We start from the raw sequence: 25,807 nt of genomic DNA, 5'->3' as shown, positions 1-25,807 counted from the left end.
GGACGGTTCAACTCCGGCGAGCCGCCCTCACCGCCGGCGGTGCCTCAGCGCGCCTCGCGGTAGATCCGCCCGCTCGCGTTGGGCACCGCCCCGTCGTACAGACCCGTCGGGCTGGTCTCCTTCGACAGCGCGAACCACGCGTACCGCTCGACGAAGTCCAGCTTGTCCAGCATCTCGGTGGAGGACCGGACGAAGGCGGTCTGCTCCTGCTCGCTCGGGTAGCGCGGGGCACCCCGGGAGAAGTCGGTCAGGGCGTACTCGGTGAGCCAGACCGGCTTCTTGTAGCGGTCGTGGACGGCTTGCAGATAGCCGCGCAACCGGTCGGTCGCGCCGGGCCCGAAGTCGGCGCCGTACCAGTGCACGGGGATGAAGTCGACCCGCAGGCCCCGCTGTTCGGCCCCGGTCATGAACCGGTCCAGCCAGCCGCCCGGCACGTCCGCGCCGGAGGCCACCGCGGGCGCGCCCAGCCGCAGGCCGGTGGACTCCAGCCGGGGCCACAGATCGAGGGCCTGCTCGGGGGACATATCGGCTTGGTCCGGATGATCCGGCTCGTTGAAGCCCAGAAGCGCCTTCCCTTCGCGGGCGGCCTGCCCCAGCTCGGCGTCGGTGACGGACCCGGGCCCCCAGACCATCGGGACGTACTCGGCACCGGTGGTACCGGTGACGCCGCCGGCGGAGGAGGCCCAGTTGTAGTACCAGGACGAACCGGAGTCGGCCAGGGCCTCGGAGGCGCCCGCCACCTGGTTCAGGGCGACGCCCTTGCGGGAGGCCGCCGGGGTGCCGTCGCCGCCGGGCCGCTCGGTGACCGCGGGACCGGGCTCGGGCGCGGCGGCGCCGTCACCGGTGCCGTGGAAGGTGACGGTCAGGCCCGTGCACTCCCGGCACTGGTACACGACCTGGTTGCCCTGCTCGGTGTCGTGCTTGGACCAGCTGTACGCGGTCGGGCACTTCGCGGCGAGCGCGTCACTGTAGGGCGTCGTGGCGTCCCGGTTCGGGTTGACGCAGACCAGGGGCCGGCCGGTGGCCTCGTCCCGGACCAGGTCGTCCGCCGGGCAGGCGGCGAGCAGATCCGTGGCACATCCGGCCGGCGCGCACTCGCCCGTCTCGGGCGGTGCCACGCCGTCGGGCGTGATGGTGATCGGCGCGGCGACGGCGTTGACGTAGCTGACGTTGTACCAGGGCGCCGCGCCGTCCTTCGGGTCGAAGTTGAACTCGGCCAGGCCGGTCGGCTGTTCACCGGTCGAGCACCGGTCGGCGTAGGGGCCGCAGTCGCCGACGGCGCAGTGGAACGTGCTCCCCTCCTCGCCGGTGCAGCCCTCGCGGGCGAAGAACTTGCCGCGCCAGTGCCCGGCGCCGGATTGCTCGGGGACGGTGACGGTGGCCGACCGGCCCGGGTCCAGCGTGGGCAGCCCGGTGAGCGGTGCCGACCCGTCGGCGTTGACCGTGCTGCCGATCCAGATGCGGTGGTCCGTCGTGTTGCGGAAGGTGATGGTGTGCTCGGGGGAGCCGGTGCCGGCGGCCGGTGTCCCCGCGATGCTCACACCGTCCGAGCGCTGGTTCTGCATCAGAGCCGCGGTCCCGGTGACACCGGCCACGACCAGGAGCAGTGCGAGCAGGAACGAGGTGCGGCGGCGCAGGAGCGGTCTACGCACGGACCTCGCCTCCCTCCGGGGCGACGTACGTCATGTCCGTCCTCTCTTCTGGGGGGTGGTGGGGGTGGTGGGGGTGGTGGGTTTGTGGACCGGCGCGGGGCGGTGCGGACGCGTCGGCGTGTCCGGGGTGCCCGCGGCCGTGGAGGTGAGGAAGGGCCGGAGGGTGTCGAGGGAGCTGCGTACGGCCGCGTGTCCCTCGCTGCTGAGCAGGGGCGGCAGGGGCGCGCTCCTGGCGGCGTCCGTCGGCGGCCCGGCGGGGTCCGGGTCCCGCCCGGTTCCCTGAGCGGCTCGCTCGGCCGCGAGGAAGGCCTGGCCGTCGAAGGCGTCGGTGGAGCGCGGAACGGCGGTGGGGCCGGTGCCCAGTTGCTCCCGCCGGGCTTCGACGGCGGCCCGGTAGCCCTCCCCGTCCAGGGCCTCGGGGGAGGCGGTGGCGCCGGTGCCGAGCCGCTCCCACTGCGCCCGCTGGGCCGCACGGAAGGCCTGCCCGTCGGCCATCTCGTCCTGCTGGGGGCCCTCGAATCCGCTCCGGTCCCGCGCCGGGAACGGTGCGGTGTCCGGCCGCTCCCGGCCGGCCGCACGCTCCCAGCGTGCGCGCAGCGCCGCGAACTGCCGTGCGTCGGCTGCCATGATCCGGTCGCGGGCGGCGTCCAGCGCCTCGGCGGCGGTGCGCGTTCCCGTCTCGGTCTCCGTCTGCGCAGCGCTGTCGGTGGTGGCGTTCGTGCGCGCGACCGACGCGGTCCGGGACGGCCCGGCCCCCGGCGACGCGCGCTCCTGTGGGTCCGCGCCCGCGGACGACTCCCGCAGCGCCTCCCGCGTGTGGGCGTTGGCCGCGTACCGGGCGACCGTCGGCATGCTCTCCGGGGACCGCTCGTACGCCTTCCTGAACCGCTCGTCGGTCCGCAGCAGGTGGAGCACCGCGTCCTCGAAGGCCTCGTGCCGAAGCGTCGGCAGCCGGCCGATCCGCCGTTCCAGGCGCACCACGTCCGGGTGCGCCGACGGTCCGGCACCCTCCGGGGACGGCCCGTCGACACCGGTCCGGGCGGGGGCGGTCGTCTGCGCCGGGACCGGCTGCCCGGACCCGGCCGCGCCCGCGTCCGGGCCGCCGGCATCGGCCCGGTACCGCTCGGACAGCCGGTCGACGAGCCTGCGCAGGCGCTCCGCCAGACCGCTCCAGGCGCCCGGCGTGTCCGCCGCGTCGCGTCCGGCGCCGCGGCGCCCTTCCCGCAGGCGGTACTCGGTCGCGAGCAGCTGACGCGCCAGTGCAGCCTCGGGACGCTCCTTGGCCGGCCGGTTCCGGTTCGGGGAGGCCGCGTTGTCATCCGCCACGGTGGCCCTCTCTCAGGTCGGAAGGTGCGGACAAGGGGGGGACAGCGGGCGTGCCGGGGCCGCTGGTTCAGCCCCGGCACGCCCGCGCCGGTACGGCGGTGCGGTGTCCCTCAGCGGCGGCCGACCGGCTTCTTGCCCTGGGCCTTCTGCGACAGCTGCGCCTGTGCCGGCTGCTGACTGCTGACGCGTCCGCTGGAGGTGCCGGCCGGGCTGAAGTTCCCGGCCGGGGTGCTGTTGGCCGGGGTGTTGCCGGCCGGCGCCGACAGGGACGAGGTGGAGGACGGCGGTGCCGGTGTGGGGGTGAACCCGGGCGGGTACTGCCCGGGCTGGTTGCCGAGCGCCGGGTTGCGGTGCATCCCGTACATCTCATAGCCGGGGTCGGCCGCCACCCGTCCCGGGTCGGTGTGGGCGTGGTGCACGATGTCGGTCATCGTGGCGGCTCCGGCCAACCAGGTACCCGTTCCGCCGACCGCCGAGGTGACCGCAGCTTCCTGGTCGGCCACGGCGGCGTACGTGTTCAGCGCCGCGGACGCGAGCCTGCCGGCGCTCGTGCTGACCTGGACCCGGTCCACGTGGCCGCCCGCGAAGCTCTGCTTGGCCTGGCCGTAGAGCTCGTAGCCGGCCGCCCCGGCCTGCGCGGCTATGCCGACGCCGCTCAAAATTGTTTTGGCCCGGCCGGACGTGAACCCCGCGGCGCCCTGGATGACCGTCGGCGTGACGTCGACCAGTGCCTTCACGACGCGGGACTTGTTCTCCGAAACCCAGGCGGCGGCGCTCCTGCTCCACCGCGCGACCTGCTGGCCCTTCGGCTGGGCCGGGTTGACCGCGTAGAACTGCCGGGCGTTCTGGTCGTACACGCCGGTCCCCGCATTGGCGAACAGCGGGGGCGCGTCGTCCGGGACCGGCGCGCTGGAGGCCCGGGCCTGCGCCCGCCTTCCGTCGTCGGAGACCCTGACGGACGAGTAGGAACTGGCGTTGCTGTTGGCGCTGTCGTCCGAGTGTTGGGATCCTGCCATGTCACCCTTCCTTCCGGGAGGTGAGCACTCCGTACGGCGCTGCGCACGGAGCCTGTGACGGTGCCGGGTCCGGCACCGCCGACCGGATGGCTGTACCGATCGGGAACCACAACGCGGCGGCGGGGGTGGAGGGTTCATCCCCTTCCGCCCGCACGTGCCGCTCGCCGGGGCGTCCACCCGGCGGCCGGCTCACGACCACGGGGACGGCGGCGGGGGAGGGGGCGGCGGCCCGAAGGGGTCCATCGTCTCGACGGTGGGTTTCTCCTTGGGGCGGTGCATGCCGGGCTTGCAGCCCGCGAACGGGCCCTGCGGGTCCCGCAGGGTGTCCATGACCGACGACAGGTGGTCGCGGTGCCAGACGGCCGGTCCGGTCATGTCCGAGCCGGGCCCGGTGAGATCGCCCCAGGCGAGCCACAGGCCGTGCAACCGGGCGACCGCCTCGGGGTGTTCCCACCACACGGGGCACCACGGGGACTGTGAGGTGACCTCCCTGCCGTAGACCGGCAGCAGCACGTGGTGCGTCCACAGGGTCAGCTGGCGCAGCGTCTGCGCGTACGCGGGCCCGTCCAGGTAGAGGATGAAGCGCGGCGGCGTGGGCGGCTCCCCACCGGGTGCCGGGGCGGACCCGTCGGCCGGGGCGCCCTGGGGTGGCGCCGCCCCGGAGACCGAGGGGGGCGTCGACTGGCTGGTGGACATGGCGCTCTCCTGCTCGTGCGTGGCACCTGGAGTGGCGTGGGGTGGCGGCTGGAGGACCGGTGCTCCGGGGGCGTCGCGTGCCCGGTGGAGCCGTGTCCGGGAGGTCAGGCGTCGGGTCGCACCACCCCGAGGATCTCCATCGACCCGGCCGGCGCCTCCGTCACGTCACGCCCCGGGCGAGGGGCGTGGATCATCCGGCCGTCGCCGATGTAGAGGGAGACGTGACTGGCGTCGGCGTTGTAGATGATCAGGTCACCGGGGCGCATCTTCGTCACCGGGACGCGGTGCAGCAGGCGCCACTGCTCCTGCGAGGTGCGCGGGATGACCACACCCGCCGCCAGCCAGGCCTGCGAGGTGAGACCGGAGCAGTCGTAGGAGTCGGGGCCCTCGGCGCCCCAGACGTACGGCTTGCCGAGTTCCCTGGTCGCGAAGGCGACGGCCTCGCGGCCCGCGGTAGTGCCCTCGGTGCCCGCGCTGTCGAGGACGCCCGACCGCACCCACTCCGCCTGGGCCTCGTCGGCCGTCCTGCGTTCGAGCGCGGCCAGTTCTCGGCGCTGCTTCTGCTCCAGCCGCGACTCGACGCGTCGCGCCGCGTCGATCCGGGTCCGGATCGTCCTGCGGTGGGAGTCCAGGTAACCGCGGTTGCGGCGCAGCCGCTTCAGCTCGTCGGCCGCTTCGTCGCCGCGGGTGAGCAGCTCCTCCTCCGCCAGGGCCAGGGCCTTGATCCTCCGATGTGTGGCCAGCTGCGCCTGACGAGCCAACGACGCGTTGTCCAGGGCGCGTTCGGGATCGCCGGCGAGGGCGAACTGCACCTCGGCGGGGACGGCGCCCCCGCGGTACTGGGAGCGGGCCGCAGCCCCGGCCGCTCCGGTCAGACGGCTCAGCTTCCGTTCGGCAGAGGCCACTTGGGTCCGGAGCGTGCCGAGGCGCTTCTCCTGCCGGGTGACCTTGCCGTCCAGGGCGTTGTACTTCTCCGTGGCGACCTCGGCCTGGTGGTAGAGGCGGTCGAGTTCGGCGCGCACCTCGGGGAGGGACTGCGGTTCGGCACCGGCGGGCTGGTGGAGCGTCGCCGTCAGGGTCAGGGCCAGCGTGACGACGGCCGCCGTCCGGCGGCCGTGCGCGCCCGGGATCTGTCTCATGCGGTTCGTGGCTCCTTCGTGGTCATCTGGGCACCCGCACAACGGACCCGTGCCCCGCGGAGGTTCAAGGACGGTGTGAACCGGGGCGCCCCCGCGGCCCGTTGTGCCCCCGGGGCGTCCGGCGAAGGGGATGATGTGAACGCACAGGTGGTGCTGCTCGCGCTGTGTACGGGGCTCGGCCTCGGAAGTCTGCTGGCCGCGGTCCGGGCGCTGGCGACGGCCGCCGCCCTGTGGGCGCGCGGTCGGCGGGTGATGGGGCGGGTGACGGCCCGCGCGGCGACCGACCCGCGGCGCGGCGGGCTGGTCGTGTTCTCCGACCACCTGGGAAGGGACCTCGTCCTGGACCCCGGACCGCTCGGGCCGTTCTGGGGAGTGCCACCGGTCGGCGCCCGCGTGCCGGTCGTCCACGCGCGCGAGCGCCCCACCCAAGCCCGACTGTGGACGTCCCGGCATCTCCTGGCGCCGTCGTTCGGGTGGTTCCTGTCCGCCACCGTGGCGTTCGGCACCGGGGTCGTGACGGCGAGGTGAGCCGGCCCCGCGCCCGGCGGATCGGCGAGCTCGATGTGCTGCGCGGGTTCGCCCTGTTCGGCATCCTGGTGGTCAACGCCCTGCTGATGGCGGGCCCGTCCACGGTCTTCGGCGGCGGGCCCGGGGCGTCGGGGGCGGACCGTGTCGCCGCGTGGGCGGTGACCGCGCTGGTCACCGCCAAGTTCTACGTCCTGTTCTCCTTCCTCTTCGGCTACAGCTTCGTCCTCCAGGCCCGGTCGGCGCGCCGGGCCGGTGCCGCCTTCGCCCCGCGCCATCTGCGGCGCACGGCGGGCCTGTTCGTGCTGGGCGCGGCACACGCGGTCCTGCTGTACCCCGGGGACGTCCTGATGACGTACGCCGTCCTCGCGCTGGTGCTGTACGGGCTGAGCGGGCTCGGCGTCCGGGCACTGCTGCGGGTGGCGGCCGCCCTGCTGCTGCTCCTGGCGGCGCTGCTGCTCGGGTACGGGCTGCTGACCGTCGCCCTCACCGAGCCAATCACCGGCACCGCGTACGCGCCCCATGCCGCCGAGCGCGCCGCCGCCTACCGGGGCGACGCCGCCTCCGTGCTCGGCACCCACCTGCGGGACCTGCCGGCCGCGCTCGGCACCGACCTGCTGTACGCGCCCGCCATGCTGGCCGCTTTCCTGGGCGGGCTGGCGGCCGCGAAGTGCCGACTGGCCGAGCGGCGCGGCCGGGACCGTGCGTGGCTGCGCCGGACGGCCCTGCGGTGGCTGCCGCTCGGCCTCGGCGGGGGCGTGATCGCCGCCTGCTGCGCGAGCGGGCCGCTGGACGGCCGCTGGTTCTTCGTCGGGCAGGCGGCCACCGTCCTGACCGCCCCGGCGCTCACCACGTCGTACGCCTGCGGTCTGCTTCTGCTGCTCACGCGCCGCACCACGGCCCGCGTCCCGGCGGCGGCCGGTGTGCTCGCCGCCGCCGGGCGCATGGCGCTCAGCCACTACCTCACCCAGTCTCTCGTCCTCGCCTGGGTCTTCTCCGGGTACGGGCTGAGGCTGTACGACCGGGCCGGTACGGTCGCCGTGCTGGCCGGGTGCGTCCTGCTCTACGCCGCCCAGCTCGCGCTCGGCGCACGGCTGTCGGCGCGCACGCGGTACGGGCCGGCCGAGCGGGCGCTGCGCGCCGTGACGCTGGGCCGGTGCCCCGCAGGCTTGCCGCGGACGGTCACGAAGCCCGCTTGGACAGCGGCACCCCCTGCGGACCGGGCAGGCCCGCGACGGAGCGCGGACCCGGGAAAAGACGGCGTGCGGCCCGCTCCGTGATGGCCGCCGTCTCCGCCTTCGCCGCCGCCGAGATCGCCGCCGCGCCGGGCTCCTTGTACCAGGGGCGCAGCCGGATCAGAGCGGGCTTGACGCCGGTGGCGAGCAGCAGGGCCGTGCCCTTGGGCAGGGCACGGATGCGGTCCGGCGGCAGCACGGCCTCCTGGCGGTAGGAGTACGACCGGGACGTGCCCTCCTTGCCGCGCGAGACGGTGGGAGTGCGGACGTCGTGCTGGCCCACGAGCGTGGAGATCTTCTGCACGAAGTCGGCGTCGTCCAGACCGGCGCCGAGGAGTTTGACCGTCGCCGCGCTCCACAGCGCGTCCATGCCCACCTCGCCCCAGACCCGGGCGCCCTGGCGGTAACTCTGCAGCAGCGTGACGACGTTGATGCCCCGGGAGCCGAAGTGCGAGTACAGGTCCGGCAGGTCGGAGATGCGGCAGACGTTTGCGGCCTCGTCGAGGACCGCGGTCAGCGGCGGATCCAGCCTGCCGCCCATGCGCTCGGCGGCGACCACACCGGCCCGCATCGTCGCGTCGGCGAGCCCGGCGATGACGCCGGCCGCGGAACCGCCGCCGTCCTTGGAGAGCAGGTAGAGCGTGTCCCGGCCGAGGACATGGCGGTCGGGGCGGAACTCCGGGAGCCGCGGGTCGGGCGAGACCCAGGCGAGGATCTCCGGGTCGAGCAGGCAGGACACGGTCTGGCGGGCGGTCTCGTAGATGCCGTCCCGGGTCTCGACCGCACCGCGGACGGTGCCCTGCAACTGCTCGGCCATCGCCACGAGCCCGGCGTCGCGCAGCAGGTCGACCGGGGTGCGGTCGGCGGGGTCGGCGAGCCAGCCGAGCAGTTCGGGCAGGGGGGTCCCGCTGCGGGCCGCCGCCAGGAAGAGAGCCGTGAGGGTGTTCTGGGCGGCCGAGATCCAGAAGTCCTTCTTCGCCGTGTCGTCGTTGACGGACGCCACGAAGTGACCGGCCATGCGGCGGGAACCCTCGATGGTGTGGCACTCGCCGAGCAGGTCCCACCACAGGGCGCGCGGGGTGTGGGCGATGCCCTGCGGGTCGAACGTCCAGACCGTGCCCGCCTTCTCGCGTTCGGCGCGGGTGACGGCGTACACGTCCGACTTGTTGGACGTGAGCAGGACCGCGCCCTGGGCACGCAGCACCCGGGGGACCGCGATGCCGGTGGACTTGCCGGCCCGCGGCGCCATCAGGTCGAGCTCCACGTCCTCGTGACTGCTGCGCAACTCCGGCCCGTTCGGCATGAGGTCGCCCAGGAGGTTGCCGGTCTCGTCCGGGTGGAGCCGGTCACGGCCCTCCAGGGTGGGGCGCAGTTCGCGGGCCCGGTCCTCGATGCCCTTGGGGCACATCGCGGCGAGTTCGCGCCGCCCGGCCAGGCCCTTGGTGCGGCCGGCCCGGCCCAGCAGGTGACGCATCAGCAGGGCCACGGGCAGGGCGACGAGCGCCAGCAGACCGAGCATGCCGCCGTAGAGTGCCGCGGCCGGTGTCCCGGGCCACAGGCCGCGGGGCCCGCCGGTGACCAGTCGCGTCACGGTGGACAGGGCGAACGGTGGGCCGTGCCAGCCGTTGCCGGTCAGCCCCGACCCGAGGGTCCCGCCGGACCAGACGACGGTGAACATGACCACACCGGTCCCGGCGAGCGCCACGATCGCCCACGGCAGCTGCTCGTGGGCGCCGCCGGTGCCCGGAGCCCTCACGCGGTCCACCTCCCCGCGTCGCTCCCGGGCGCCGGGCCCTCGGGCGAGCCGGGCAGCGCGTACGCCCCTTCCTGGGCGGCCCGGGCCACCTGCGCGGCGGTGTGGGCGAGTTCCTGGTCGACGGCCCGCTCGACGGCCTTCTCGTGCGGCGTCCACCGGGTGTTGGTGTCGTGCAGCCTGCGTTCGGCGTCGGTGATCGCGACCTTGATCGGGATGCCGGGGCGCCCGCCGACCTTGATGAGGAAACGGCCCCGGCCGGGCGGCTCCTCGTGCTCCCCGGAGACCCCCCAGCCAGGCGGGGAGGACCACGACGACACGAGCTCGATCTCGCGCCGGGACAACCCCACCACCTTGCCGAGGTCCTCCATCTCCGCCTTCGGCAGCCCCGCGCACACCACCATCCCCGCCCGCTCCACGAACCCGCGGGCCTTGGCCCGGTCGGCGTCGGTGCCGAGGGCCTCTGCGTCCTTGAGCGTGTGGGTGATCTTGGCGTCCCCCAGGCCGAGGGAGCGGTTCAGTCGCGTCAGCGCGTCGATGCGGTCGACGATGCCGGAGGCGGCGCGCAGCGGGCGCCACAACTCGTCGAGCACCGTGAAGAACCAGCGCCGCGGCTCGAGACCGGCGTCCGCGAGAGCGTGCGAGGCGGCCACCGTGCCCAGCCCGTCCGACCAGGCGGCGAGCATCGCGGCGGCGGTCAGCTGGGTGTCGGCCTCACCGATGCCGGAGATGTCGATGCACACGGCCGGGGCGGCCGGGTCGATGCGCGTGGAGGTCTCGGAGGCGAACGTGTCGCCCAGCGGACCGTCGAGGATGCCCAGCAGGGAGCGGTGCAGCGGGTCTACGGCGTCCCGGTAGCGGGCGTCGTCCCCCCGGTCGAGAGTGACCGCGCGCACCCGGTCGGGGCCCTCGGTGAGCACCCTGAGCACGTCCGGCAGCAGCACCGTGCGGCCCTGCGGGGTACGTTCGCGCAGGTGGTGCAGAACGGCGGAGAGCACGGACTGCTCGTGGTCGTCCATCGGCCGGCCACGCACGATGGTGATCAGCGCGGCCACCATGTTCAGCACCCGGCCGTGCGTCTCGGCCTTCAGCACCTCGCCCGCCTCGCCGCCGATCCGGGCCGCCGCCGCGCCCATGGCGCCCGGATCGAGGACGTTGATGCCACCCCGGCCGCGGCCGATGGAGATCACCTGGCCGCCCAGGGCACGGACCGTGTCGGCGTAGTCGGGCTTGAGGTCACCGAGGACCAGCGGGACGACGCCGGTCGCGGAGAGACCGATCAGCATGCGGTTGACGAGCGTGGACTTGCCCAGGCCCGGCATGCCGAGCATGAACAGCGAAGGGTTGGAGATGTAGCGGGCCCGGGTGAACCAGTTCAGCGGATCGCCGCAGACCGTGGCCCCGGTGAACAGGTGCTGTCCCAGCGGTACACCCGTCATGGGCGAGCCGGACCCCGCGGCGAACGGCCACATGCCGCACGCCTGCACGGTGGTGGCCCGCCACATGGTCGGTGGGTCCAGATAGCCGACCCGCCCGCCCCCGGGCCCGTACCAGCCACGCGGCGGCACGAAGAGCTCGCGCGTCCGGGAACCACCGCCCCCCTTCTGGTCCTTCCGGTTCTTCCGGTCCCCCCGGCCCGTGCGGCCCCCGCTGCGCCGGCCGCCGTCCTCGCCGGACGCCTTGCCCGGCTCGGGCGCGACCGTCCGTGCGGCCCCCGCTCCGGCGCGCAGCGCGCCCAGTTCCTCGCGCGCCCGCAACTCGGCCAGCCGGTCGGCCCGTTCGGCCCGCTTCTCCTCGCGGCGGCTCACAGTGCCTCCTGCAGTTCGTGGGGGATCAGGGTCTGCTCCCACGGCAGGATCCCGGCGGGCAGCGTGCAGCTGAACGCCGCCGCCTGCATCCGGTCCGCGGGTCGCATCAGCACCCGGGAGGCGGCCGACATGTTGCGCACGGTGACACTCGCGTCGGCGAGCTGCTCCATGGTGTCGACGGTGACGGTCAGCATGAGCGAGAACTCCACGAGCCCCGCGCCCGACGCCTCCTCGGCCGCGGTCTGTTCCGCCGCCCGCATCTCCGAGGCCGCGCGGGCCTGCACCATGCCGCGGCCGGACGTCGCCATGAACTGGGCGCTGCGCCGGTCCGCCTCGACGATCCGGGCCGAGGTGGCCGGGTCGATCGGCCGGTACACGAGGGCGACCCGCTTGCGCCGGGTGCCGGGCGCCGCCTCCAGCATGCCCCGGAGCACCGAGGACCGGACCGTGCCGCGCGGCGCCAGCGTCATCAGCCAGGTCCGGGAGACCCCGGAGTCGTGCTGGTAGCTGCCCACGGTCTCGACGGCGGCTGCGGGCCCCGCGTCCTCCCACTCCAGGCCCGTACCGCCGTGCCGGGCCCGGGCATCGAGGACGTCGGCGGCGACCGCCGGGTCGTAGGCCACCCGGACGACCTCCGCGATCCGTTCCGCCGACAGCGGGCAGGCCGCTCCGCCGCCCGCCGCCACCAGGCCGCTGAGCAGGCCGGGGATGCGGATGGCGAGGTCGGTGATCACGTCCTCCTTCTTCCGCCGCTGGCTGGCGGGCACGCCGTAGGTGAGGCTGATGTACGTGTGCATCTCGGAGGACGCGGTGGGATACCGCTCGACGACCTCCTCCATCACGGCCCGGGCCGCCGCCGGCGCGTTCGCCCGGATGCGGGGCAGTACCTCGTGGGCGAGCCGGGTGCCGGGGTCGGGGGCCGTCTCCACGATCACGGACGCGCCGCGCAGGCCGGGCTCGTGGGCCAGCCGGGCCAGCCACTCGCCCCACAGCGCGACCCAGACGTCCACCTGGTCGGGGTCGACGAGCGCACCGCCGTCGGGGTCGCAGCCGAGCACGATCGTGTAGAGGTTGCGGTGGGGATGGTGCAGCACGCCGAAGGGCCGGTCGTAGGCGTCCCGGCCCTCGGTCACGGTCACCTTGTTGAGCAGCCCCGGCGGACGGAACCGGCCGCCGGGGCGGGCGGAGAGCGGCCCGGAGACGTACAGGTGTGTCCCCTTGGCCTTGCGCCGCCGCCAGCCGATGCGCAGGGCCATCAGCTGGTAGACGTTGCGGCCGTCCTGGGTGCGGATGGCGAGCGGCACCAGGAGCACCGCGATGGGGGTGAACACCACCATGGCCGCGTACACCGAGATCAGTGACGCGAGCAGCGTGAGCACGAGCCCGCCGAAGACACCGAAGGTGCCGATGAGACCGAGCGGGCCGAGCCCGGGGCGCCGGGGGCGGCGCCAGTTCCCGTAGGTCGGATGGGTGACGGCTTCCGTGGACATGAGGGTCCGTTTTCCCTTCGTGAAGTGCGCTGGAGTGGTGGGACGGCGGGCCGGGGCGGAGGAGGGAGGGGGAGTGCCGGGCTCCGCGGGGGGTCGGGAGCCCGGCGGCCGTTCGGGGTGCGACGGGACGGACGGTCCGGCAGGGACGCCGGACCGTCCGGGCCGCAGGGGTCAGGTGTTGTGCCCCTTGTCCGGGTCGGCGCCCTCCAGCGAGCCGGAGGCGGTACGGCCGGCGATCTGCGCCGCCGTCACCGCCGCCCCGACGGCGACACCGACCGGACCGCCCGCCGCCGCGGCGGCTCGGCCCGCGCCCGCGGCCGCCCCGCCGGCACCGCCGCCCGCGCCCGCCCCCGCGCCGCCTGGGCGTGCCGCGCCGCCGGAGCCTGGCGCGCCCGGCGCGCCGGAGGCTCCGGAGGAGCCTTTCCAACCGCCCGAGCCGCCCGAACCGGACGCCCCCGACGCGCCGCGCGGACCGCTCTGCCCGCCGCTGCCGCCGCTGGTGCCGAGCGAACGGGCTCCGGACGCCAGGGACCCGCCGACCGTGGACATCGCCCCGGACATCGCGGACGCCCCGCCGAGCGCGGCGGTGGCGGGCACGACGAGCTTCAGCAGAGCGGGCAGGGCGACGGCGGACAACAGCATCACGCCGATACCGGCGATGCGTTCGTTGATGTCGCTGCCGCCGTCCTGACCCGAGCTGATCATGGCCGAACCCGCGTACAGCACCAGCCCGGCCGCCGGTTTGTACAACAGCCAGGCGATCATCCAGCCGAGGTGCTTGCGCCACCAGCCGCCGCCCCAGTCCGTCATCGAGGCGGCGGCGGCCAGCGGAAGGGTGCCCAGCAGCAGGATCATGACGCCGAGGCGGATGTAGAGCAGGATCGTGTGGATGATCCCGGCGATCAGCAGCAGGAAGGCGAGGACCAGCAGCAGGAAGGACTCGATGCCGTTGCCGTCGGAGCAGGCGCCCACGGCGCTCAGCTGCTTCTCCGCACCCGCGTTGAAGAGGTAGGTGGAGTAGTCGTCCGAGAGGGCGGCGGCGGCCGTGACCACGGTGGTGGCGGCACCCGAGACCAGGACGACCCGCATGATGCCCTTCAGCGCGGTCGTGCCGGCCGCCCCGCGCCGCTCGATCGCCATCCGGGCGGACGCGAACAGCAGTGAGCCGACCGCCAGATACACCACGATCCACTGGGTCTGGCTGTTGATGTCCTGGGCGGTGGTGGTCCCCGAGAGGGTCGGGATGCCGGTGGTCAGCGCCCCGAACACCGCGACGGCGCCCGCGAGTACGGCGTTGGCCACGCCTTCGACGATGGTCCCGATGGGGTCGCCGAGGAAACTGAAGAATCCGACCGCGATGTCGACGATGGGATTACCGGTCGGGCATGCCACGTCAAACCCCCCAGAGAAGATGGCCGTTGGTCCCCTGAACCGCCTTCACCGGGGTGTGCAGGGCACCGTTGTCGGAGGGCTGGACCTTCCAGTCGCCGCCGCTCCAGCGCAGGGCGACGGAGGTCGTGGCGTAGCCCTGGCCGGTCTTGAGCAGCAGCTCGACTGTCGCCGCCTCGCCGGAGTACGCGGGCACCGAGAATCCGGCGTAGGAGGCGGCGGACGAGCCGCCGGACCCGGCGTCCGGGCGGGGGCCGGAGGCGGAGCCGGTGTCCCGCGTGCTGCCCGGGGTGTCGCCCCGGACGGTGGACCGCTTGAAGACGAACAGATCCCGGCCCTGGCCGGCCACCACCTGCTCCTGCGCGATCGTCCGCCAGTCGGGTCCGCTCATGTGCGAGGGAATGATGTGGGCGGCCAGTACGGCCCCGGCCGGCGTGTGCGCGAAGCACCACCACACGGGGCCCTGGGTCAGGGTCGGGCCGGCCGACGCCGAGACGGGCACGCGCGTGACGCCGAGGGCGCGCCAGTCGACGTCGTCCGGCGGGGACGTGGGCATGACGTCGCCGTGGCCGTCGTCGGTGCGGCACCCGTCGGGCCGGCCGTCCTTCATGGCCGGGGAGCCGGACAGCGGCCCCTCCGACGGCGGGGTGCTCGCGCCGTCGTCCGCGGTGCCCCGGCCCGCCGTCAGGGCGACGATCCCGCTCAGCAGGACGACGACGCCGAGGAACGCCGCCGACACCTGCCAGCCGCGCTGCTTCCAGTACGGCTCCGACGGATCGGACCGGTATCGGCGTGGCTCCCGGTACTCCCTGCGCGTGAACATTCGATCGTCCCGTCGTTCGCGCTCAGTTGAAGACGAACCGGACCAGCGGGCCCGCCGTGGCGACCAGGACGCAGCCGCCGAGCACCATGCCGAGACGGCTCATGTGCTCGGAGCTCTCACCGCGCTTGAGCGAGATGGCCATCATCGTGCCGGTGATCAGCACCCCGGCGACGCCGGCGGCGGTGCCCGCCCAGGCGGCTATGCCGAGCACGGTGTTGACCTTGCTGGTGAGTTCGCCGGGGGCGTTGCTCTGCGGCTGGGGCACACCCGCGGCGAGCAGGCTGGTGGTTTCGTGGAGCAGGGACATGGGATCTCCGGGTGGTCGGCGCCCGGCGTGAGCGACGGGCGCGGGGAGCGGGTGAGGTCGGTGGTGCGGAGGAGGTGCCCGGCCCTCAGTGGAGGGACAGATCACCGAGGAACGCGACGATCGGACCGGCCGTCGTGGCGAGCAGGCAGGCGAGGGTGACGAAGAAGAAGCCGCGGAAGTACGCGCCGCCCTCGCCCGGTTCGCCGCGCCGCAGCTGGATCGCCATCTGCATGCCGACGATGAGCAGGCCGGCGACCCCCGCGGCCGAGGCGCACCAGGCGAGGACACCGAGGATGGCGCCCGCGTCGGGGGTCGGGGTGTAGGCGGCGAGCCGCCCGCCGAAGGGCAGGGCGAGGGTCGTGAGGGGGGAGGTCATGCTTCGGGTCCTTCACCGTCGGCGCCCACCAGGTCGGCGAGCACGCTGAGTTGCCGGGGCAGGCGCGCGGGCTGACCGCCCACGCGCCAGGCCGGGATCCACGGCACGCGCTGCACGGGGGCGACCGAGCGGACGACCCGGATGCGCCGCAGCAGGCCGAGCGGGAGCCGCCCGGGGGCGTCGGCGACGAGGACGACACCCAGCAGGTCGAGCCCTTGAGGGGCCTTGCCGTCCCGCAGCGCGCCCAACGCCCGTGACACGGCGCGCAGTCCGCGCGCGCTCGTCCGGCCGACCAGCATGATCCGGCGCGGCTCGCCCCGCGCGGGCTCCGGCCAGCGCGCGCCCACGTCGACCCCGCCGAGCGCCTCGGTGAGCGAGGTGGCGCCGGCCCCGCCGTGGGCCTTGACCCACCCGATCTCCTCCCGTGACCTCCCGCGCACCGGGGTACGCCGCACCGGCTCGCCCCAGGGGGCCTCGCCGCCACCGGGGGCCGGGGAGGGCGTCCGCAGGGGGGAGAGGGCCGAGCCCCCGCGGGTGGCCTGCCCCCGGCCCGTACCAGGCCGCGGCAACGAGCCGGGGCCCGACGCGGGATCAGGGCGGGGGGTCCGCGCGGCGTTCGGAGTCGTCCTGGTGGCACGTCCCGTCGAGGGGGCCGGGCCTGGCCCCGCGTCCGTCGCGGTGCCCGTGCCGGAGGTACCGGCACCGGGGGCCGCCGGCCGTCCGGGCTTCGGCCCCCGGACCCATGACTGCGGGTTCGACGGCGTCGCCTCAGGAGTGCTCATGTGCGGTCAGCCCTCCTTCTCCGCTCGCGCTTCGGCTGTGCTGGATCATCTGATGTCCACTGGTTTGAACTGAATTGCTCCCGGGCCCGTTTCGATCTCCCGAGCCCGTCGACAGCACAACGGGCCGTCCAGCCGTCGCGGTTCAAGGCAAGAGGAAGAAGGCGGGCCCACATGAGCGCGGGCACGGGAGAAAGCGGGGAGGGCGGGACCTCCACCGCCGTCCGGAACACCATCGCCGCCGGCACCGGCTGCGGCTGCCTGGTGTCGCCGCTCGCACTGCTCGGCACCCTGGTCGTGATCATCATCATCGGCGGCTTCGGGGTCCTGCTGGCGCCGCTCATCGCGCTGATCCTGCTGTTCTCGGGCGGCGGCGGCGACGGTTCCGCCGGTGCGGACGACGCGGACGAGGTGATCGCCGTCTTCAACGGCGACGGCGGCGGCGAGCTGGACACCTCGACCGTGCCCGAGGATCTGGTGGAGCCGATCGAGCAGGCCGGTGATCTGTGCGGGGCGGTCGGCCCGGTCGTCATCGCCTCGCAGATCGAGCGGGAGTCCGGCTTCAACAGGGAACTGGTCGGCGAGAACGGCGAGGAGGGCATCTCCCAACTGCCGCCCGCGGTCTTCGAGAAGTACGGCGAGGACGACGACGGCAACGACGAGACCTCGGCGTTCGACGCCGAGGACTCGATCATGGCCCAGGGCCGTCATCTGTGCGATCTGGCCGGTCAGGCCCAGCGGATGATCGACGCGAACGAGGCCACCGGCAGCGTCCTGGACCTCGCGCTGGCCGGCTACCACGTGGGGATGGACGCCGTGCGCGCGGCCAAGGGGGTGCCGCAGACGAACGAGGCGCAGGGCTACGTCCTCGCCGTCCGGGCCCAGTTCGCCAAGTACGCGGGGGTGGCCGCCCCGCCTCCCGGCGCCACCCCTGGAGTCACTCCGGGCGTCACACCGGGAACGGACCCGGATCCCACGGCTTCCCCGTCCGCTTCCGCCGCTTCCGCCGCTTCCGGCGCTTGATCATCAGGAGGACTCGCAGTCATGACCCGCTTCGCGGTGCGCATCCCGGGTGAGGGACTCGCCGAGATCAACGGCGAGCTCCTGGTCGTCGAGGAGGGTGGGTCCGTGCACGAGGCCGTGCTGGACCGCCTGCAGCGTCACGCGCAGGAACGCGCCGCCACGGTCGAGGCCACGGTGAACGACGGCCTCGCAGGGGCCCACTTCGTGCTTCAGGTGGCACCCGACGGCTCCAGCCGCCTCGTCGATGCGGCGGACCGGACGGAGGCGACGGACCAAGCCCCCGCACCACCGCCGCCGGCTCCCGCCCCCGCTCCCGCCCCCGCCACCGCGCCCGTCTCGGCCGTCGCCGCGGCGGTCGCCCGGGCCCGGGCCGCAGCGGCGGCACGCCCCGCACCCGCCCCGCCTCCGCAGCCGTCCCGCCCCCTGCCGCCGGAACTCGTGGACCGGGTGGCGCACATCAACGCGCTGACGGCCACGGGCCGGATCGAGGAGGCGTCCGCCGCGGTGACCGCCCTGCGCGAGGCACTGACGCGGTCGGCGGGCACGGAACACCCGGACGCGCTGGAGGCACGGGCCATGGAGGCGTACCTGGCGCACCTGCGCGGAGACCACAGGGAGGCGACCGTCCTGGCCCTCTCGGTGGCCCGCATCCTGTGCGGCGCCGGTGACCCCGGGGCCCCGGCGGCGATCGCGCGGGCGGCGGCCGCCTGGCAGCGCCTGGAGGACGTCAGGGCGGTGGTCGTCCACGGCGGCGAACTGCTGCACATGTGGGACCGGTTGCGCGGCGGTGGCCGCCTCGCGCCGGCGGACGAACGACTGGCCCGCCGGGTGCGCGCCCAGGTGGAGTCGCTGTCGGTCCGGGTGTGACCGGACGGGCGGTGTACGAGCCGTGGACCGAGCGTCAAACGAGCGTGGAACGCCCCTGACCACACTCCATCCCACCTAAGGCCCCGGTTCCAGCCGTCACGGCTGGGCGGGCCGCCCCAAGGAGCAGGAGCAGGAGCACACCATGAACGTGACGGTGATCGGGTCCGCGAGTGCGGTGTCGCCCGAGGAACGGGCGCTGAGGGACCTCTATCTGGAGCACGGCCCGGCCCTCTACGCGTACGTGCTGCGCATGCTGGGCGGAGACACCCACCGCACGGAGGACGTCCTTCAGGAGACGCTGCTGCGCTGCTGGAACAAGCAGACGCTCGCCGACGGCGAGGGCATGGCCGTACGCCCCTGGATGTTCCGCATCGCCCGCAACATCGTGATCGACGCCCACCGGACGAAGACGGCCCGCCCGCAGGAGATAGGCGGCGCCGACTGGCTGACCGAACTGGGCACCGACGCCGACGACATCGAACGCATGCTGTCGTCCATCGTCCTGCACGACGCCCTGCGGGCCCTGACGCCGGCCCACCGCGAGGCCCTGGAGGCCACCTTCTTCGCCGACCGCACCACGCACCAGGCGGCCACCGCGCTGGGCGTCCCCCAGGGCACGGTGAAGTCCCGCGTCTACTACGCCCTGCGCAGCCTCAGGGCGGCCCTGGAAGAACGCGGTGTGCACTGACCGGCGCCGCACGGCCGTCCGCCGGGCATCCGGACCACGGTCCTACGACAGCCCGAACAGCCCCGGATCCGATGCCAGCTTCCTGAAGGCCTCGGCGGGATCGGCAACCAGCCTGCGCTTCTCCAGGTCCAGGATGCCGCCGACCGCCGTGATCTCCGCGGCCACCGTGCCGTCGGCCTTCACGACGGTCTGCTCGATCCGGAACGTCTTGCCGCCGCCCCAGTCGAACACGCAGGTCACCTCGACCTCGTCGCCCGCGAGCAACTCGCGTTTGTAGCGGATGGTCGTCTCCAGGGCGACCGGACCCACGCCGCTGCCGATGAGGGCGGACTGGCTGATCCCCGCGGCCTGGAGCAACGACCAGCGGGCGTGCTCCGCGTAGTTCAGATAGACCGCCTGGTTGAGGTGCCCCTGCACGTCCGTCTCGTATCCACGAACGGTCACAGGGACGGAAAACGGCTTGCTCACGGCTTTCCCTTCTCGCACCGGATCTCTCCCACCGGACTCTCGTGCATGGCGCAACGATCCACCGATCTTGGCATGCCCATCACGCCCGGCGCGGCGAAGCCAGCAGATACCGGCTTCCGGTGCGCGGCTCGCGGTGCTCGCTCACCTGCCAGCCTGCCCCCTCCAGGGTGGCCGCGCAGGCCTGCAGCGCCTCGCCGTCCGGCTCGTGGACGGCGACGGCCTCCGGCTGGGGGGTCTGACGTACGCGATAGCCCCCGCCCTGCTGCCCCGCCGGAGTGTGACCGGCCGCCTCGAGCGCCAGCGCCGCGGCCCGCACCAGATGCGTACGCTCCCAGCCGCACGGCCGGTCCACGTCACCGCCGGGGTTGGTCATCCGGCGCAGCTCCAGCAGCCCCTGCCAGGCGCTGTGCACCTCACGGCGCCGGTCGGGACCGGCGTGCGCGGCGGCCTCCTCGCCGCCGACGCGTGCGGCGAACACGCCCGTCGAGGCGGGTGCCTCCCCGGGCCCCTCCGGCTCGGGCGCCTGCGTGATGCCCTGCCGCACCCGGTGCCCCTCCGGCGTCAGGAAGTGATCGTGCGGCGGCCGGGGGTGGCGGAAGGCGAGACCCCGCTTCACCAGTGCCGTGAGCTGAGAATCCGTCCCCCGGAGTCGCCCGGTGACGGGGTCGGCGGCGTCGATGACACGCCGCTGTGCGGCGGTCGGCGGTCGGGTCACGGCGTGCTCCTCTCAGGCTGGCGACGGGCCCCGGGGCTCGACGCGCCACCTGATCGAAGCCCCACCTGCTCGAAGGCTACGACCCGCCACTGACATTCCGGGCCGGGACAACTCCCCGCCCCGCGCTGCGGCCCGCTGCACGCCGGGGCTCGGGCCGCCACGTGGCGACCAGCGCGGCGGCCAGCAGCAGCTCGGCCAGGTCGCCGCCGTAGTACATGACCTCCGCGCCGCCCTGCACCTGGTCGATCGGCGCGTGGATGTCGACCCGGAAGCCGCCGTACATCAACTGCGCGATCACGGCGTGCGCCGCGATCGCGACGCCCAGGTAGACCAGGCGGCCCCTGACCCCCGGCCGGGCAGGGGCCGGGTCGGGGCCGGCGATGGCGTGGGCGAACAGGCATCCGGAGAGCAGGAAGTGCGCGTGCAGCAGCCAGTGCGCCGCCGGGCCGGTCGTGGTCGCGTTGTACAGGGGGGTGAAGTACAGCACCGCGAGGCCGCCCGTGGAGAGCGCCAGCGCGACCGCCGGGTGGGCGAGCACGCGGGCGGGCGGACTGTGCAGCACCGCGGTCAGCCGTCGGCCCCCGGACGCGGGCAGCGTGCGCAGCAGGAGCGTGACGGGGGCGGCCAGGACCAGTGCGAGCGGCGCGTACATGCCGATGAGGAGGTGCTGGACCATGTGCCCGCGGAAGTCCTCGTGGGCGAAGGGGGCCACGGGCGGCAGCAGCGCGACGCCGAGCAGGAGAATCCCGCCCAGGAACCAGCCGGTCCGCCACCGGCTCCAGCCGAGGGCCGGATTGCGGTGGCAGGCCCGGCGGACGAGCAGCAGGTGGACACCGCAGGCGGCGAGCAGCAGGAGTGCCGGCGGCAGCCAGTCCGGGGTGCCGCCGCCCGCGGCGTGCCCGTGTCCGGGCAGATGGTGGCCCATCAGCCGTGCAGGCCCTGATGCCGGCCGGCGGCCGCACCGGGGCCGCAGGACCGGCCGCTGCGCTGGAGCAGATGGCCGCCGGTGACCAGCAGGGCGCCCAGGACGAGGAAGCCGATGTCCCACCACACCTGGCCCTCCCCGGCGTGGACATGGTGGATGCCGAGGACATGGTGGTCCAGTACGCCCTCCACGAGGTTGAACAGGCCCCAGCCCACGAGCATCCAGCCCCACAGCACCCGGGAGGTCCACACCCGCAGCCGGTCGTGGGTGACCCGCTCGTACAGCACGGCCAGCCCGAGCAGGACCGCGAGCCAGCACACGGTGTGGAAGACGTCGTCCCACAGGGTGTTCATCTCCAGACCGGAGACGGTGTGGGGGTCGTAGTACTTCACTCCGATGCGGTCCTGATTGGTGCTGGAGAGCATGTGGTGCCACTGCAGCAACTGGTGCAGCAGGATGCCGTCGGCGAACCCGCCCATCCCGACCCCGAGCACGATGCCCGGCAACCGGAGGTCCGCCGGTCTTGGGGTGCCGATCCGGGCTTCGCCTTGCTTGGTGGCCATCACTCGTCTCCGCTCCTGCCTGGGGGAAGGACCGAAGACGACGTTCCCTTCTGCGCGGCGCTCACGCCCTGCGCTCGGCCCCCATCCGGCTCAAAGACCCTTTCCGGTCGTCCCCGCGGATCGGCGGGAAACGCTCGCTCGTCCTCGGCCGCGGCGACGACTTCCCGCCCCCCTCTACTGGCGGTACCCGCCGAGGAACCGCCCGATCCGGCCGATCGCCGCCTCCAGGTCCTCCGCGTGCGGCAGTGTCAGGATGCGGAAGTGGTCCGGTGAGGGCCAGTTGAAGCCCGTGCCCTGGACCACCTGGATCTTCTCCCGCAGCAGCAGGTCCAGCACGAACCGCTCGTCGTCGTGGATCCTGTGCACCTTGGGGTCCAGGCGCGGGAAGGCGTACAGCGCGCCCTTCGGCTTCACGCACGTCACGCCCGGGATCTCGTTGAGCATCCGCCAGGCCACGTCCCGCTGCTCCAGCAGCCGCCCGCCCGGTGTGGTCAGCTCGCGGATGGACTGCCGGCCGCCGAGCGCGGCCTGGATGGCGTACTGCGCGGGCGCGTTGGCGCACAGCCGCATGGAGGCCAGCATGGTGAGGCCCTCCAGGTAGTCCTTCGCGTGCTGGCGCGGCCCGGTGACCACCAGCCAGCCGGAGCGGAAGCCCGCCACCCGGTAGGTCTTGGACAGCCCGCAGAAGGTGAGGACCACCAGGTCGGGGGCGAGGGCCGCGGCCGAGTGGTGGACGGCGTCGTCGTAGAGGATCTGGTCGTAGATCTCGTCGGCGAAGACCATGAGGCCGTGCCGCCGGGCGAGGTCGAGGATGCCCTCGACGATCTCCTTGGGGTAGACGGCGCCGGTGGGGTTGTTCGGGTTGATGATCACGACTGCCTTGGTGCGGTCGGTGATCTTCGACGCCATGTCGTCGAGGTCGGGATACCAGTCGGCCTGCTCGTCGCACAGGTAGTGGACCGCCTTGCCGCCCGCGAGGGTCGTCACCGCCGTCCAGAGGGGGAAGTCCGGGGCCGGGATGAGGATCTCGTCGCCGTCCTCGACGAGCGCCTGGACGGCCATCGACACCAGTTCCGAGACGCCGTTGCCGAGGAAGACGTCGTCGACGCCGACCTCCAGGCCGAGCGTCTGGTAGCGCTGGGCCACGGCCCGGCGGGCGGAGAGGATGCCGCGCGAGTCGGTGTAGCCGTGCGCCTGCGGCAGCATCCGGATCATGTCCTGGAGGATCTCGTCCGGCGCCTCGAACCCGAAGAGCGCCGGATTGCCGGTGTTCAGGCGCAGCACGCTGTGCCCCGCCTCCTCCAGCGCGTTGGCGTGCTCGATGACCGGGCCGCGGATCTCGTAACAGACCTCGCTGAGCTTGCTCGACTGCCGGAACTCCATGCGCCGCTCTCCTCTGCCGATCGTGTTGCTTGGTTTTACCAAGTACGCGCTTGGAAAGTCCAACAACTTGTCTAGACTGCGTCGCATGCCACCTCGCCGAAGCTACGACCAGTACTGCCCCGCCGCCCGCGCGCTCGACGTCGTCGGTGACCGCTGGACCCTGCTGATCGTCCGGGAGCTGCTCGCCGGTCCCCGGCGCTACACCGACCTGCACGCGGACCTGCCCGGCGTCAGCACCGACGTCCTCGCCTCGCGACTGAAGGACATGGAGCGCGACGGCCTCGCGACCCGGCGCCGGCTGCCGCCGCCCGGGGCGGCTTCTGTGTACGAAGTCACCCCTCGTGGACGCGAGTTGTTGCCCGTGCTGCAGGCGCTGGGGGAGTGGGGGCAGGCCGAGCTCGGGGAGCGCCGGGCGACGGACGCGGTCCGGGCCCACTGGTTCGCACTGCCTCTGCTGCGCCTGCTGGACGGCGAGGGACTTGTCGAAGTCCGCCTGGAGGAAGGCCTGTTCCATCTCCACGTCGGTGCCGAGGACGGGCCCGTGTACGGCGACGGGCCCGCCCCCGGGGAGCCGGACGCCCGGCTGGCCCTGGACAGCGGCACCTGCGCCTGCATCGGGCGCGGGGAGTTGAGCCTCGCCCGGGCCGTGCGCGAGGGGCGGGTCGAGGTGAGCGGCGAGGGCACGCTCGCCAAGGCGCTGCGCGAGGCATGAAAGAAGGCCCGCGGGCGGCGGGCCTTCTGTGCGGCAGACGGATGAGGGTCGATCAGGGGGCGAACGGGCGAGGCCCGGTCAGGCGCCCGGCGGCACACGGGACGGCCGGCCCGTCCCGCGCGTCAGTGCGTACCCGCCGACTCCCGCGAGGGCGGCCAGGATTCCGCCGATGGCGGTCCACACCCACCGGTCCGACCACCAGCCGGACGTCCAGCCGTCCTCGGGTTCGAGGCCGGCCAGCACCGCCGCGTCCTCCTGTTCCTCCTCGGCCTTCGAGGCGATCCCCGGCACCAGGGGCTCGGCGAGCGAGCCGTCCACCGCCGCGGATCCGCCGATGTCCTTGGAGTCCACCCGTATCCCGGTGTCGACCGGGAGACCGAGGTCGGCGGTGGCGACGCCGGTGGCCGTCAGCCGGACGTAGTAGGTGCCCGGCAGGGGGTCGTTCCCCCAGGGCTCCGACCAGGCCCGGACCGTGCGCAGCACACAGGTCAGCTTCATGGAGGACGTGTCCGCCTCCGCGGTGCGCGTCTGCGCCCCGTACCGGCAGGCCTGACGGCGGCGCAGACCGTCCCAGACGTCGATCTGCCAGGTCTGGGAGGCGTGGGTCTCCGGCAGCTTCACCGTCGCCTCGACCGTGGGGCGCTGCCCGGTGTCGGCGGGGAACGACCAGTACAGGTAGTCACCCGTGGAGCCGCTCGCCGTGGCCCGCTGCCCCTGCTCGATCTCCGTCGCCGTGCGGAACGACGTACCGGCCCGGGTGGGGGCCGACGCCTCGTCCTGCGACGGGCTCGGCGAGGCGTCGGCAGCGGCCGGGCCGGCCGCCACTGTGAGGGTCAGCAACGCCGCGCTCAACGCTCGTACCACTCGCATCAGTTGGTCCTCCAGACCGCGACCCGCCAGCGCGAAAGCCAGCCCCAGACGAGACCGGCGAGGAAGCCGGTGAGGATCAGCACGCCGAGCAGCCACCAGCCGCGGCCGAGACCGAAGGCGGCCACGTCGCCCGCCTGGCTCGGGGCGTCCACGACGTCCACCGTCAGCTCCAGCGGCAGACCGGGCGTGGCCTTCACGCCGGAGGCCGCCGAGAAGGAGTGCGAGACGGCGAGGCAGACCGCCTCCGCGGGAGCGTCCTCGTCGTCGCTCTCGGCCTTCGGGTAGCGCAGACCCGTCGAGATCACGTCCGTACGGCCGTTGCCCGCCGCCTCGCCGCGCACGATCTCGCGGCCCTTCGACGTCACGGCCTGCATCAGCACGCCGTAGCCGGGGTTCACCGCCCGGTCCGCGGCGACGCTCACCGAGGCGCGCAGCTCCTTGCCCGGCGGAACGTCCACCCGGTACCAGCGCTGCTGCCCGAACTCCTCCCGGTCGGTGTACAGGCCCGACTTCAGCGTCGGCGCCGCGGCACACCGGTCGGCACCCTCCGCCGGCACCGGCGTCACCACCGGATCGGCCGCCCGGTCCACCAACTGGTTGACCCGGTCGGTGAGTTCGTCCTGGTGCTCGACCGAGGTGTAGGTGCCGCCGGTGGCCTCGGCGATGCAGCTCAGCTGCCGGCTCAGCTTGGCGGTCGGGACCAGGCCCAGGGTGTCGATGGTCAGGCCGATGCCCTTGGCGGCGATCTCGCGGGCCACCTCGCACGGGTCGAGCGGGGCGCAGGTGTCCTCGCCGTCGCTGATCAGCACGATGCGCTTGGAACCGTCTCCGCCGTCCAGGTCGCCGGCCGCCTTCAGCAGGGCCGGGCCGATCGGCGTCCAGCCCGTCGGGGAGAGGGTGGCGACGGCCGTCTTGGCCTCGGTGCGGTCCAGCGGGCCGACCGGGTAGAGCTGCGCGGTGTCCTTGCAGCCCGTCTTCCGGTCGTCCCCCGGGTAGTCGGCGCCGAGGGTGCGGATGCCGAGCTCGACCTCCTCGGGCGTCGCGTCGAGCACCTCGTTGAACGCCTGCTTCGCGGCGGCCATCCGCGACTGGCCGTCGATGTCCCGGGCCCGCATCGAGCCGCTCACATCGAGGACGAGGTCGACCTTGGGGGCGTCCTGGCCCGTGGGTTCACCGGCGGCCGCCCCGGCCGGGAAGGCGAGCCCGGCCGTCAGCGCGGCGAGCAGGGCACAGACCCCTGCCGCCAGCCGTGTTCTTGTGATCATCGCCGGATCCTATT

The 25,807-nt window shown here is 73.9% G+C and carries 26 protein-coding genes; 6 read left to right on the top strand and 20 right to left on the bottom strand.

Going from position 1 to position 25,807, the window contains the following annotated elements; all coding sequences use genetic code 11:
* Positions 1-44 precede the first annotated feature (44 nt).
* The 5 genes from FDO69_RS02950 to FDO69_RS02930 all read right to left on the bottom strand — a co-directional run bounded on the left by FDO69_RS02950 (position 45) and on the right by FDO69_RS02930 (position 5,829).
* The gene (locus tag FDO69_RS02950) at positions 45-1,652 is read right to left on the bottom strand and encodes a glycosyl hydrolase (protein ID WP_170320828.1); all 1,608 of its coding nucleotides are present in this window, start codon (positions 1,650-1,652) and stop codon (positions 45-47) included.
* Positions 1,653-1,682: 30 nt separating this feature from the next.
* The gene (locus FDO69_RS02945; protein ID WP_104778015.1) at positions 1,683-2,978 is read right to left on the bottom strand and encodes a hypothetical protein; all 1,296 of its coding nucleotides are present in this window, start codon (positions 2,976-2,978) and stop codon (positions 1,683-1,685) included.
* A 110-nt stretch (positions 2,979-3,088) separates the two neighbouring features.
* On the bottom strand, positions 3,089-3,994 hold the full coding sequence (locus FDO69_RS02940) for a hypothetical protein (protein WP_104778014.1): 906 nt from the start codon (positions 3,992-3,994) through the stop codon (positions 3,089-3,091).
* 189 nt (positions 3,995-4,183) lie between these two features.
* Positions 4,184-4,690 carry a DUF4913 domain-containing protein gene (locus FDO69_RS02935; RefSeq protein WP_104778013.1) on the bottom strand — a complete coding sequence of 169 codons (507 nt, stop codon included), beginning with the start codon at positions 4,688-4,690 and terminating at the stop codon, positions 4,184-4,186.
* 104 nt (positions 4,691-4,794) lie between these two features.
* Positions 4,795-5,829 (bottom strand): C40 family peptidase, encoded by a 1,035-nt coding sequence (locus FDO69_RS02930; protein WP_104778012.1) that lies wholly within the window; start codon positions 5,827-5,829, stop codon positions 4,795-4,797.
* A 135-nt stretch (positions 5,830-5,964) separates the two neighbouring features.
* On the opposite strand from FDO69_RS02930, the gene FDO69_RS02925 reads away from it, so the two are divergent.
* Together FDO69_RS02925 and FDO69_RS02920 are read left to right on the top strand one after the other, a co-directional pair.
* On the top strand, positions 5,965-6,357 hold the full coding sequence (locus tag FDO69_RS02925; protein WP_104778011.1) for a hypothetical protein: 393 nt from the start codon (positions 5,965-5,967) through the stop codon (positions 6,355-6,357).
* Complete coding sequence (locus tag FDO69_RS02920; RefSeq protein WP_234387822.1) at positions 6,354-7,634, top strand: DUF418 domain-containing protein; 1,281 nt, start codon at positions 6,354-6,356, stop codon at positions 7,632-7,634. Before FDO69_RS02925 ends, FDO69_RS02920 begins: the two co-directional genes overlap by 4 nt.
* Here FDO69_RS02920 and FDO69_RS02915 read toward each other — a convergent pair.
* The 8 genes from FDO69_RS02915 to FDO69_RS02880 all read right to left on the bottom strand — a co-directional run bounded on the left by FDO69_RS02915 (position 7,537) and on the right by FDO69_RS02880 (position 15,990).
* A complete protein-coding gene (locus FDO69_RS02915) occupies positions 7,537-9,267 on the bottom strand; it encodes a type IV secretory system conjugative DNA transfer family protein (RefSeq protein ID WP_104778470.1) in 1,731 nt (576 codons plus the stop codon). The two genes, FDO69_RS02920 and FDO69_RS02915, sit on opposite strands and share 98 nt — an antisense overlap.
* A gap of 74 nt (positions 9,268-9,341) precedes the next feature.
* The gene (locus tag FDO69_RS02910) at positions 9,342-10,910 is read right to left on the bottom strand and encodes an ATP/GTP-binding protein (RefSeq protein ID WP_389826722.1); all 1,569 of its coding nucleotides are present in this window, start codon (positions 10,908-10,910) and stop codon (positions 9,342-9,344) included.
* Positions 10,911-11,146: 236 nt separating this feature from the next.
* Positions 11,147-12,640, bottom strand: coding sequence for an SCO6880 family protein (locus FDO69_RS02905; RefSeq protein ID WP_104778009.1), 1,494 nt, complete (start codon positions 12,638-12,640; stop codon positions 11,147-11,149).
* A 171-nt stretch (positions 12,641-12,811) separates the two neighbouring features.
* Positions 12,812-14,032, bottom strand: coding sequence for a hypothetical protein (locus FDO69_RS02900; RefSeq protein WP_104778008.1), 1,221 nt, complete (start codon positions 14,030-14,032; stop codon positions 12,812-12,814).
* Position 14,033: 1 nt separating this feature from the next.
* Positions 14,034-14,852 carry a DUF8175 domain-containg protein gene (locus FDO69_RS02895; RefSeq protein ID WP_104778007.1) on the bottom strand — a complete coding sequence of 273 codons (819 nt, stop codon included), beginning with the start codon at positions 14,850-14,852 and terminating at the stop codon, positions 14,034-14,036.
* A 22-nt stretch (positions 14,853-14,874) separates the two neighbouring features.
* A complete protein-coding gene (locus FDO69_RS02890) occupies positions 14,875-15,159 on the bottom strand; it encodes a hypothetical protein (RefSeq protein WP_104778006.1) in 285 nt (94 codons plus the stop codon).
* A gap of 85 nt (positions 15,160-15,244) precedes the next feature.
* Entirely contained in the window at positions 15,245-15,535 is a 291-nt protein-coding gene (locus tag FDO69_RS02885; protein WP_104778005.1) for a hypothetical protein, read from the bottom strand.
* A complete protein-coding gene (locus tag FDO69_RS02880; protein ID WP_104778004.1) occupies positions 15,532-15,990 on the bottom strand; it encodes a DUF6668 family protein in 459 nt (152 codons plus the stop codon). Before FDO69_RS02880 ends, FDO69_RS02885 begins: the two co-directional genes overlap by 4 nt.
* A gap of 498 nt (positions 15,991-16,488) precedes the next feature.
* Here FDO69_RS02880 and FDO69_RS02875 point away from each other — a divergent pair, with 498 nt between their 5' ends.
* The 3 genes from FDO69_RS02875 to FDO69_RS02865 all read left to right on the top strand — a co-directional run bounded on the left by FDO69_RS02875 (position 16,489) and on the right by FDO69_RS02865 (position 18,892).
* Positions 16,489-17,337 carry a transglycosylase SLT domain-containing protein gene (locus FDO69_RS02875; protein WP_104778003.1) on the top strand — a complete coding sequence of 283 codons (849 nt, stop codon included), beginning with the start codon at positions 16,489-16,491 and terminating at the stop codon, positions 17,335-17,337.
* A 21-nt stretch (positions 17,338-17,358) separates the two neighbouring features.
* On the top strand, positions 17,359-18,204 hold the full coding sequence (locus tag FDO69_RS02870) for a hypothetical protein (RefSeq protein WP_104778002.1): 846 nt from the start codon (positions 17,359-17,361) through the stop codon (positions 18,202-18,204).
* 142 nt (positions 18,205-18,346) lie between these two features.
* Entirely contained in the window at positions 18,347-18,892 is a 546-nt protein-coding gene (locus FDO69_RS02865) for a sigma-70 family RNA polymerase sigma factor (protein ID WP_104778001.1), read from the top strand.
* 42 nt (positions 18,893-18,934) lie between these two features.
* On the opposite strand, the gene FDO69_RS02860 is transcribed toward FDO69_RS02865, so the two are convergent.
* The 5 genes from FDO69_RS02860 to FDO69_RS02840 all read right to left on the bottom strand — a co-directional run bounded on the left by FDO69_RS02860 (position 18,935) and on the right by FDO69_RS02840 (position 22,946).
* The gene (locus FDO69_RS02860; protein ID WP_104778000.1) at positions 18,935-19,360 is read right to left on the bottom strand and encodes an acyl-CoA thioesterase; all 426 of its coding nucleotides are present in this window, start codon (positions 19,358-19,360) and stop codon (positions 18,935-18,937) included.
* A 79-nt stretch (positions 19,361-19,439) separates the two neighbouring features.
* Positions 19,440-20,075, bottom strand: coding sequence for a hypothetical protein (locus tag FDO69_RS02855; RefSeq protein WP_104777999.1), 636 nt, complete (start codon positions 20,073-20,075; stop codon positions 19,440-19,442).
* A gap of 76 nt (positions 20,076-20,151) precedes the next feature.
* The gene (locus tag FDO69_RS02850) at positions 20,152-21,000 is read right to left on the bottom strand and encodes a cytochrome c oxidase assembly protein (protein ID WP_104777998.1); all 849 of its coding nucleotides are present in this window, start codon (positions 20,998-21,000) and stop codon (positions 20,152-20,154) included.
* The gene (locus tag FDO69_RS02845) at positions 21,000-21,563 is read right to left on the bottom strand and encodes a DUF2243 domain-containing protein (RefSeq protein WP_104777997.1); all 564 of its coding nucleotides are present in this window, start codon (positions 21,561-21,563) and stop codon (positions 21,000-21,002) included. Before FDO69_RS02845 ends, FDO69_RS02850 begins: the two co-directional genes overlap by 1 nt.
* Positions 21,564-21,737: 174 nt before the next feature.
* Positions 21,738-22,946, bottom strand: coding sequence for a pyridoxal phosphate-dependent aminotransferase (locus FDO69_RS02840; RefSeq protein ID WP_104777996.1), 1,209 nt, complete (start codon positions 22,944-22,946; stop codon positions 21,738-21,740).
* Between the two features lie 85 nt (positions 22,947-23,031).
* Between FDO69_RS02840 and FDO69_RS02835 the strand changes: the two genes are divergently transcribed.
* Positions 23,032-23,658, top strand: coding sequence for a winged helix-turn-helix transcriptional regulator (locus FDO69_RS02835; RefSeq protein ID WP_104777995.1), 627 nt, complete (start codon positions 23,032-23,034; stop codon positions 23,656-23,658).
* 78 nt (positions 23,659-23,736) lie between these two features.
* Here FDO69_RS02835 and FDO69_RS02830 read toward each other — a convergent pair whose 3' ends face one another.
* Positions 23,737-24,528 (bottom strand): hypothetical protein, encoded by a 792-nt coding sequence (locus tag FDO69_RS02830; RefSeq protein WP_104777994.1) that lies wholly within the window; start codon positions 24,526-24,528, stop codon positions 23,737-23,739.
* Positions 24,528-25,793, bottom strand: coding sequence for a VWA domain-containing protein (locus FDO69_RS02825; protein WP_104777993.1), 1,266 nt, complete (start codon positions 25,791-25,793; stop codon positions 24,528-24,530). The genes FDO69_RS02830 and FDO69_RS02825 overlap by 1 nt, the downstream gene beginning before the upstream one ends.
* Positions 25,794-25,807 lie beyond the last annotated feature (14 nt).

Origin of the sequence: Streptomyces tibetensis (assembly GCF_007655005.1) — a bacterium.
Taxonomy (GTDB): Bacteria; Actinomycetota; Actinomycetes; order Streptomycetales; family Streptomycetaceae; genus Streptomyces; species Streptomyces tibetensis.
Note: the sequence above shows the minus strand (reverse complement) of the source record. Positions and strands in the feature narration are given on the sequence as shown.

Bases quoted from the DNA above. Each gene is read 5' to 3' on its own strand.
- FDO69_RS02940 (WP_104778014.1), bottom strand. From the start codon at position 3,994: ATGGCAGGATCCCAACACTCGGACGACAGCGCCAACAGCAACGCCAGT.
- FDO69_RS02935 (WP_104778013.1), bottom strand. From the start codon at position 4,690: ATGTCCACCAGCCAGTCGACGCCCCCCTCGGTCTCCGGGGCGGCGCCA.
- FDO69_RS02930 (WP_104778012.1), bottom strand. From the start codon at position 5,829: ATGAGACAGATCCCGGGCGCGCACGGCCGCCGGACGGCGGCCGTCGTC.
- FDO69_RS02915 (WP_104778470.1), bottom strand. From the start codon at position 9,267: ATGTTCACCGTCGTCTGGTCCGGCGGGACCCTCGGGTCGGGGCTGACC.
- FDO69_RS02905 (WP_104778009.1), bottom strand. From the start codon at position 12,640: ATGTCCACGGAAGCCGTCACCCATCCGACCTACGGGAACTGGCGCCGC.
- FDO69_RS02895 (WP_104778007.1), bottom strand. From the start codon at position 14,852: ATGTTCACGCGCAGGGAGTACCGGGAGCCACGCCGATACCGGTCCGAT.
- FDO69_RS02890 (WP_104778006.1), bottom strand. From the start codon at position 15,159: ATGTCCCTGCTCCACGAAACCACCAGCCTGCTCGCCGCGGGTGTGCCC.
- FDO69_RS02885 (WP_104778005.1), bottom strand. From the start codon at position 15,535: ATGACCTCCCCCCTCACGACCCTCGCCCTGCCCTTCGGCGGGCGGCTC.
- FDO69_RS02875 (WP_104778003.1), top strand. From the start codon at position 16,489: ATGAGCGCGGGCACGGGAGAAAGCGGGGAGGGCGGGACCTCCACCGCC.
- FDO69_RS02870 (WP_104778002.1), top strand. From the start codon at position 17,359: ATGACCCGCTTCGCGGTGCGCATCCCGGGTGAGGGACTCGCCGAGATC.
- FDO69_RS02865 (WP_104778001.1), top strand. From the start codon at position 18,347: ATGAACGTGACGGTGATCGGGTCCGCGAGTGCGGTGTCGCCCGAGGAA.
- FDO69_RS02850 (WP_104777998.1), bottom strand. From the start codon at position 21,000: ATGGGCCACCATCTGCCCGGACACGGGCACGCCGCGGGCGGCGGCACC.
- FDO69_RS02845 (WP_104777997.1), bottom strand. From the start codon at position 21,563: ATGGCCACCAAGCAAGGCGAAGCCCGGATCGGCACCCCAAGACCGGCG.
- FDO69_RS02840 (WP_104777996.1), bottom strand. From the start codon at position 22,946: ATGGAGTTCCGGCAGTCGAGCAAGCTCAGCGAGGTCTGTTACGAGATC.
- FDO69_RS02835 (WP_104777995.1), top strand. From the start codon at position 23,032: ATGCCACCTCGCCGAAGCTACGACCAGTACTGCCCCGCCGCCCGCGCG.
- FDO69_RS02830 (WP_104777994.1), bottom strand. From the start codon at position 24,528: ATGCGAGTGGTACGAGCGTTGAGCGCGGCGTTGCTGACCCTCACAGTG.
- FDO69_RS02825 (WP_104777993.1), bottom strand. From the start codon at position 25,793: ATGATCACAAGAACACGGCTGGCGGCAGGGGTCTGTGCCCTGCTCGCC.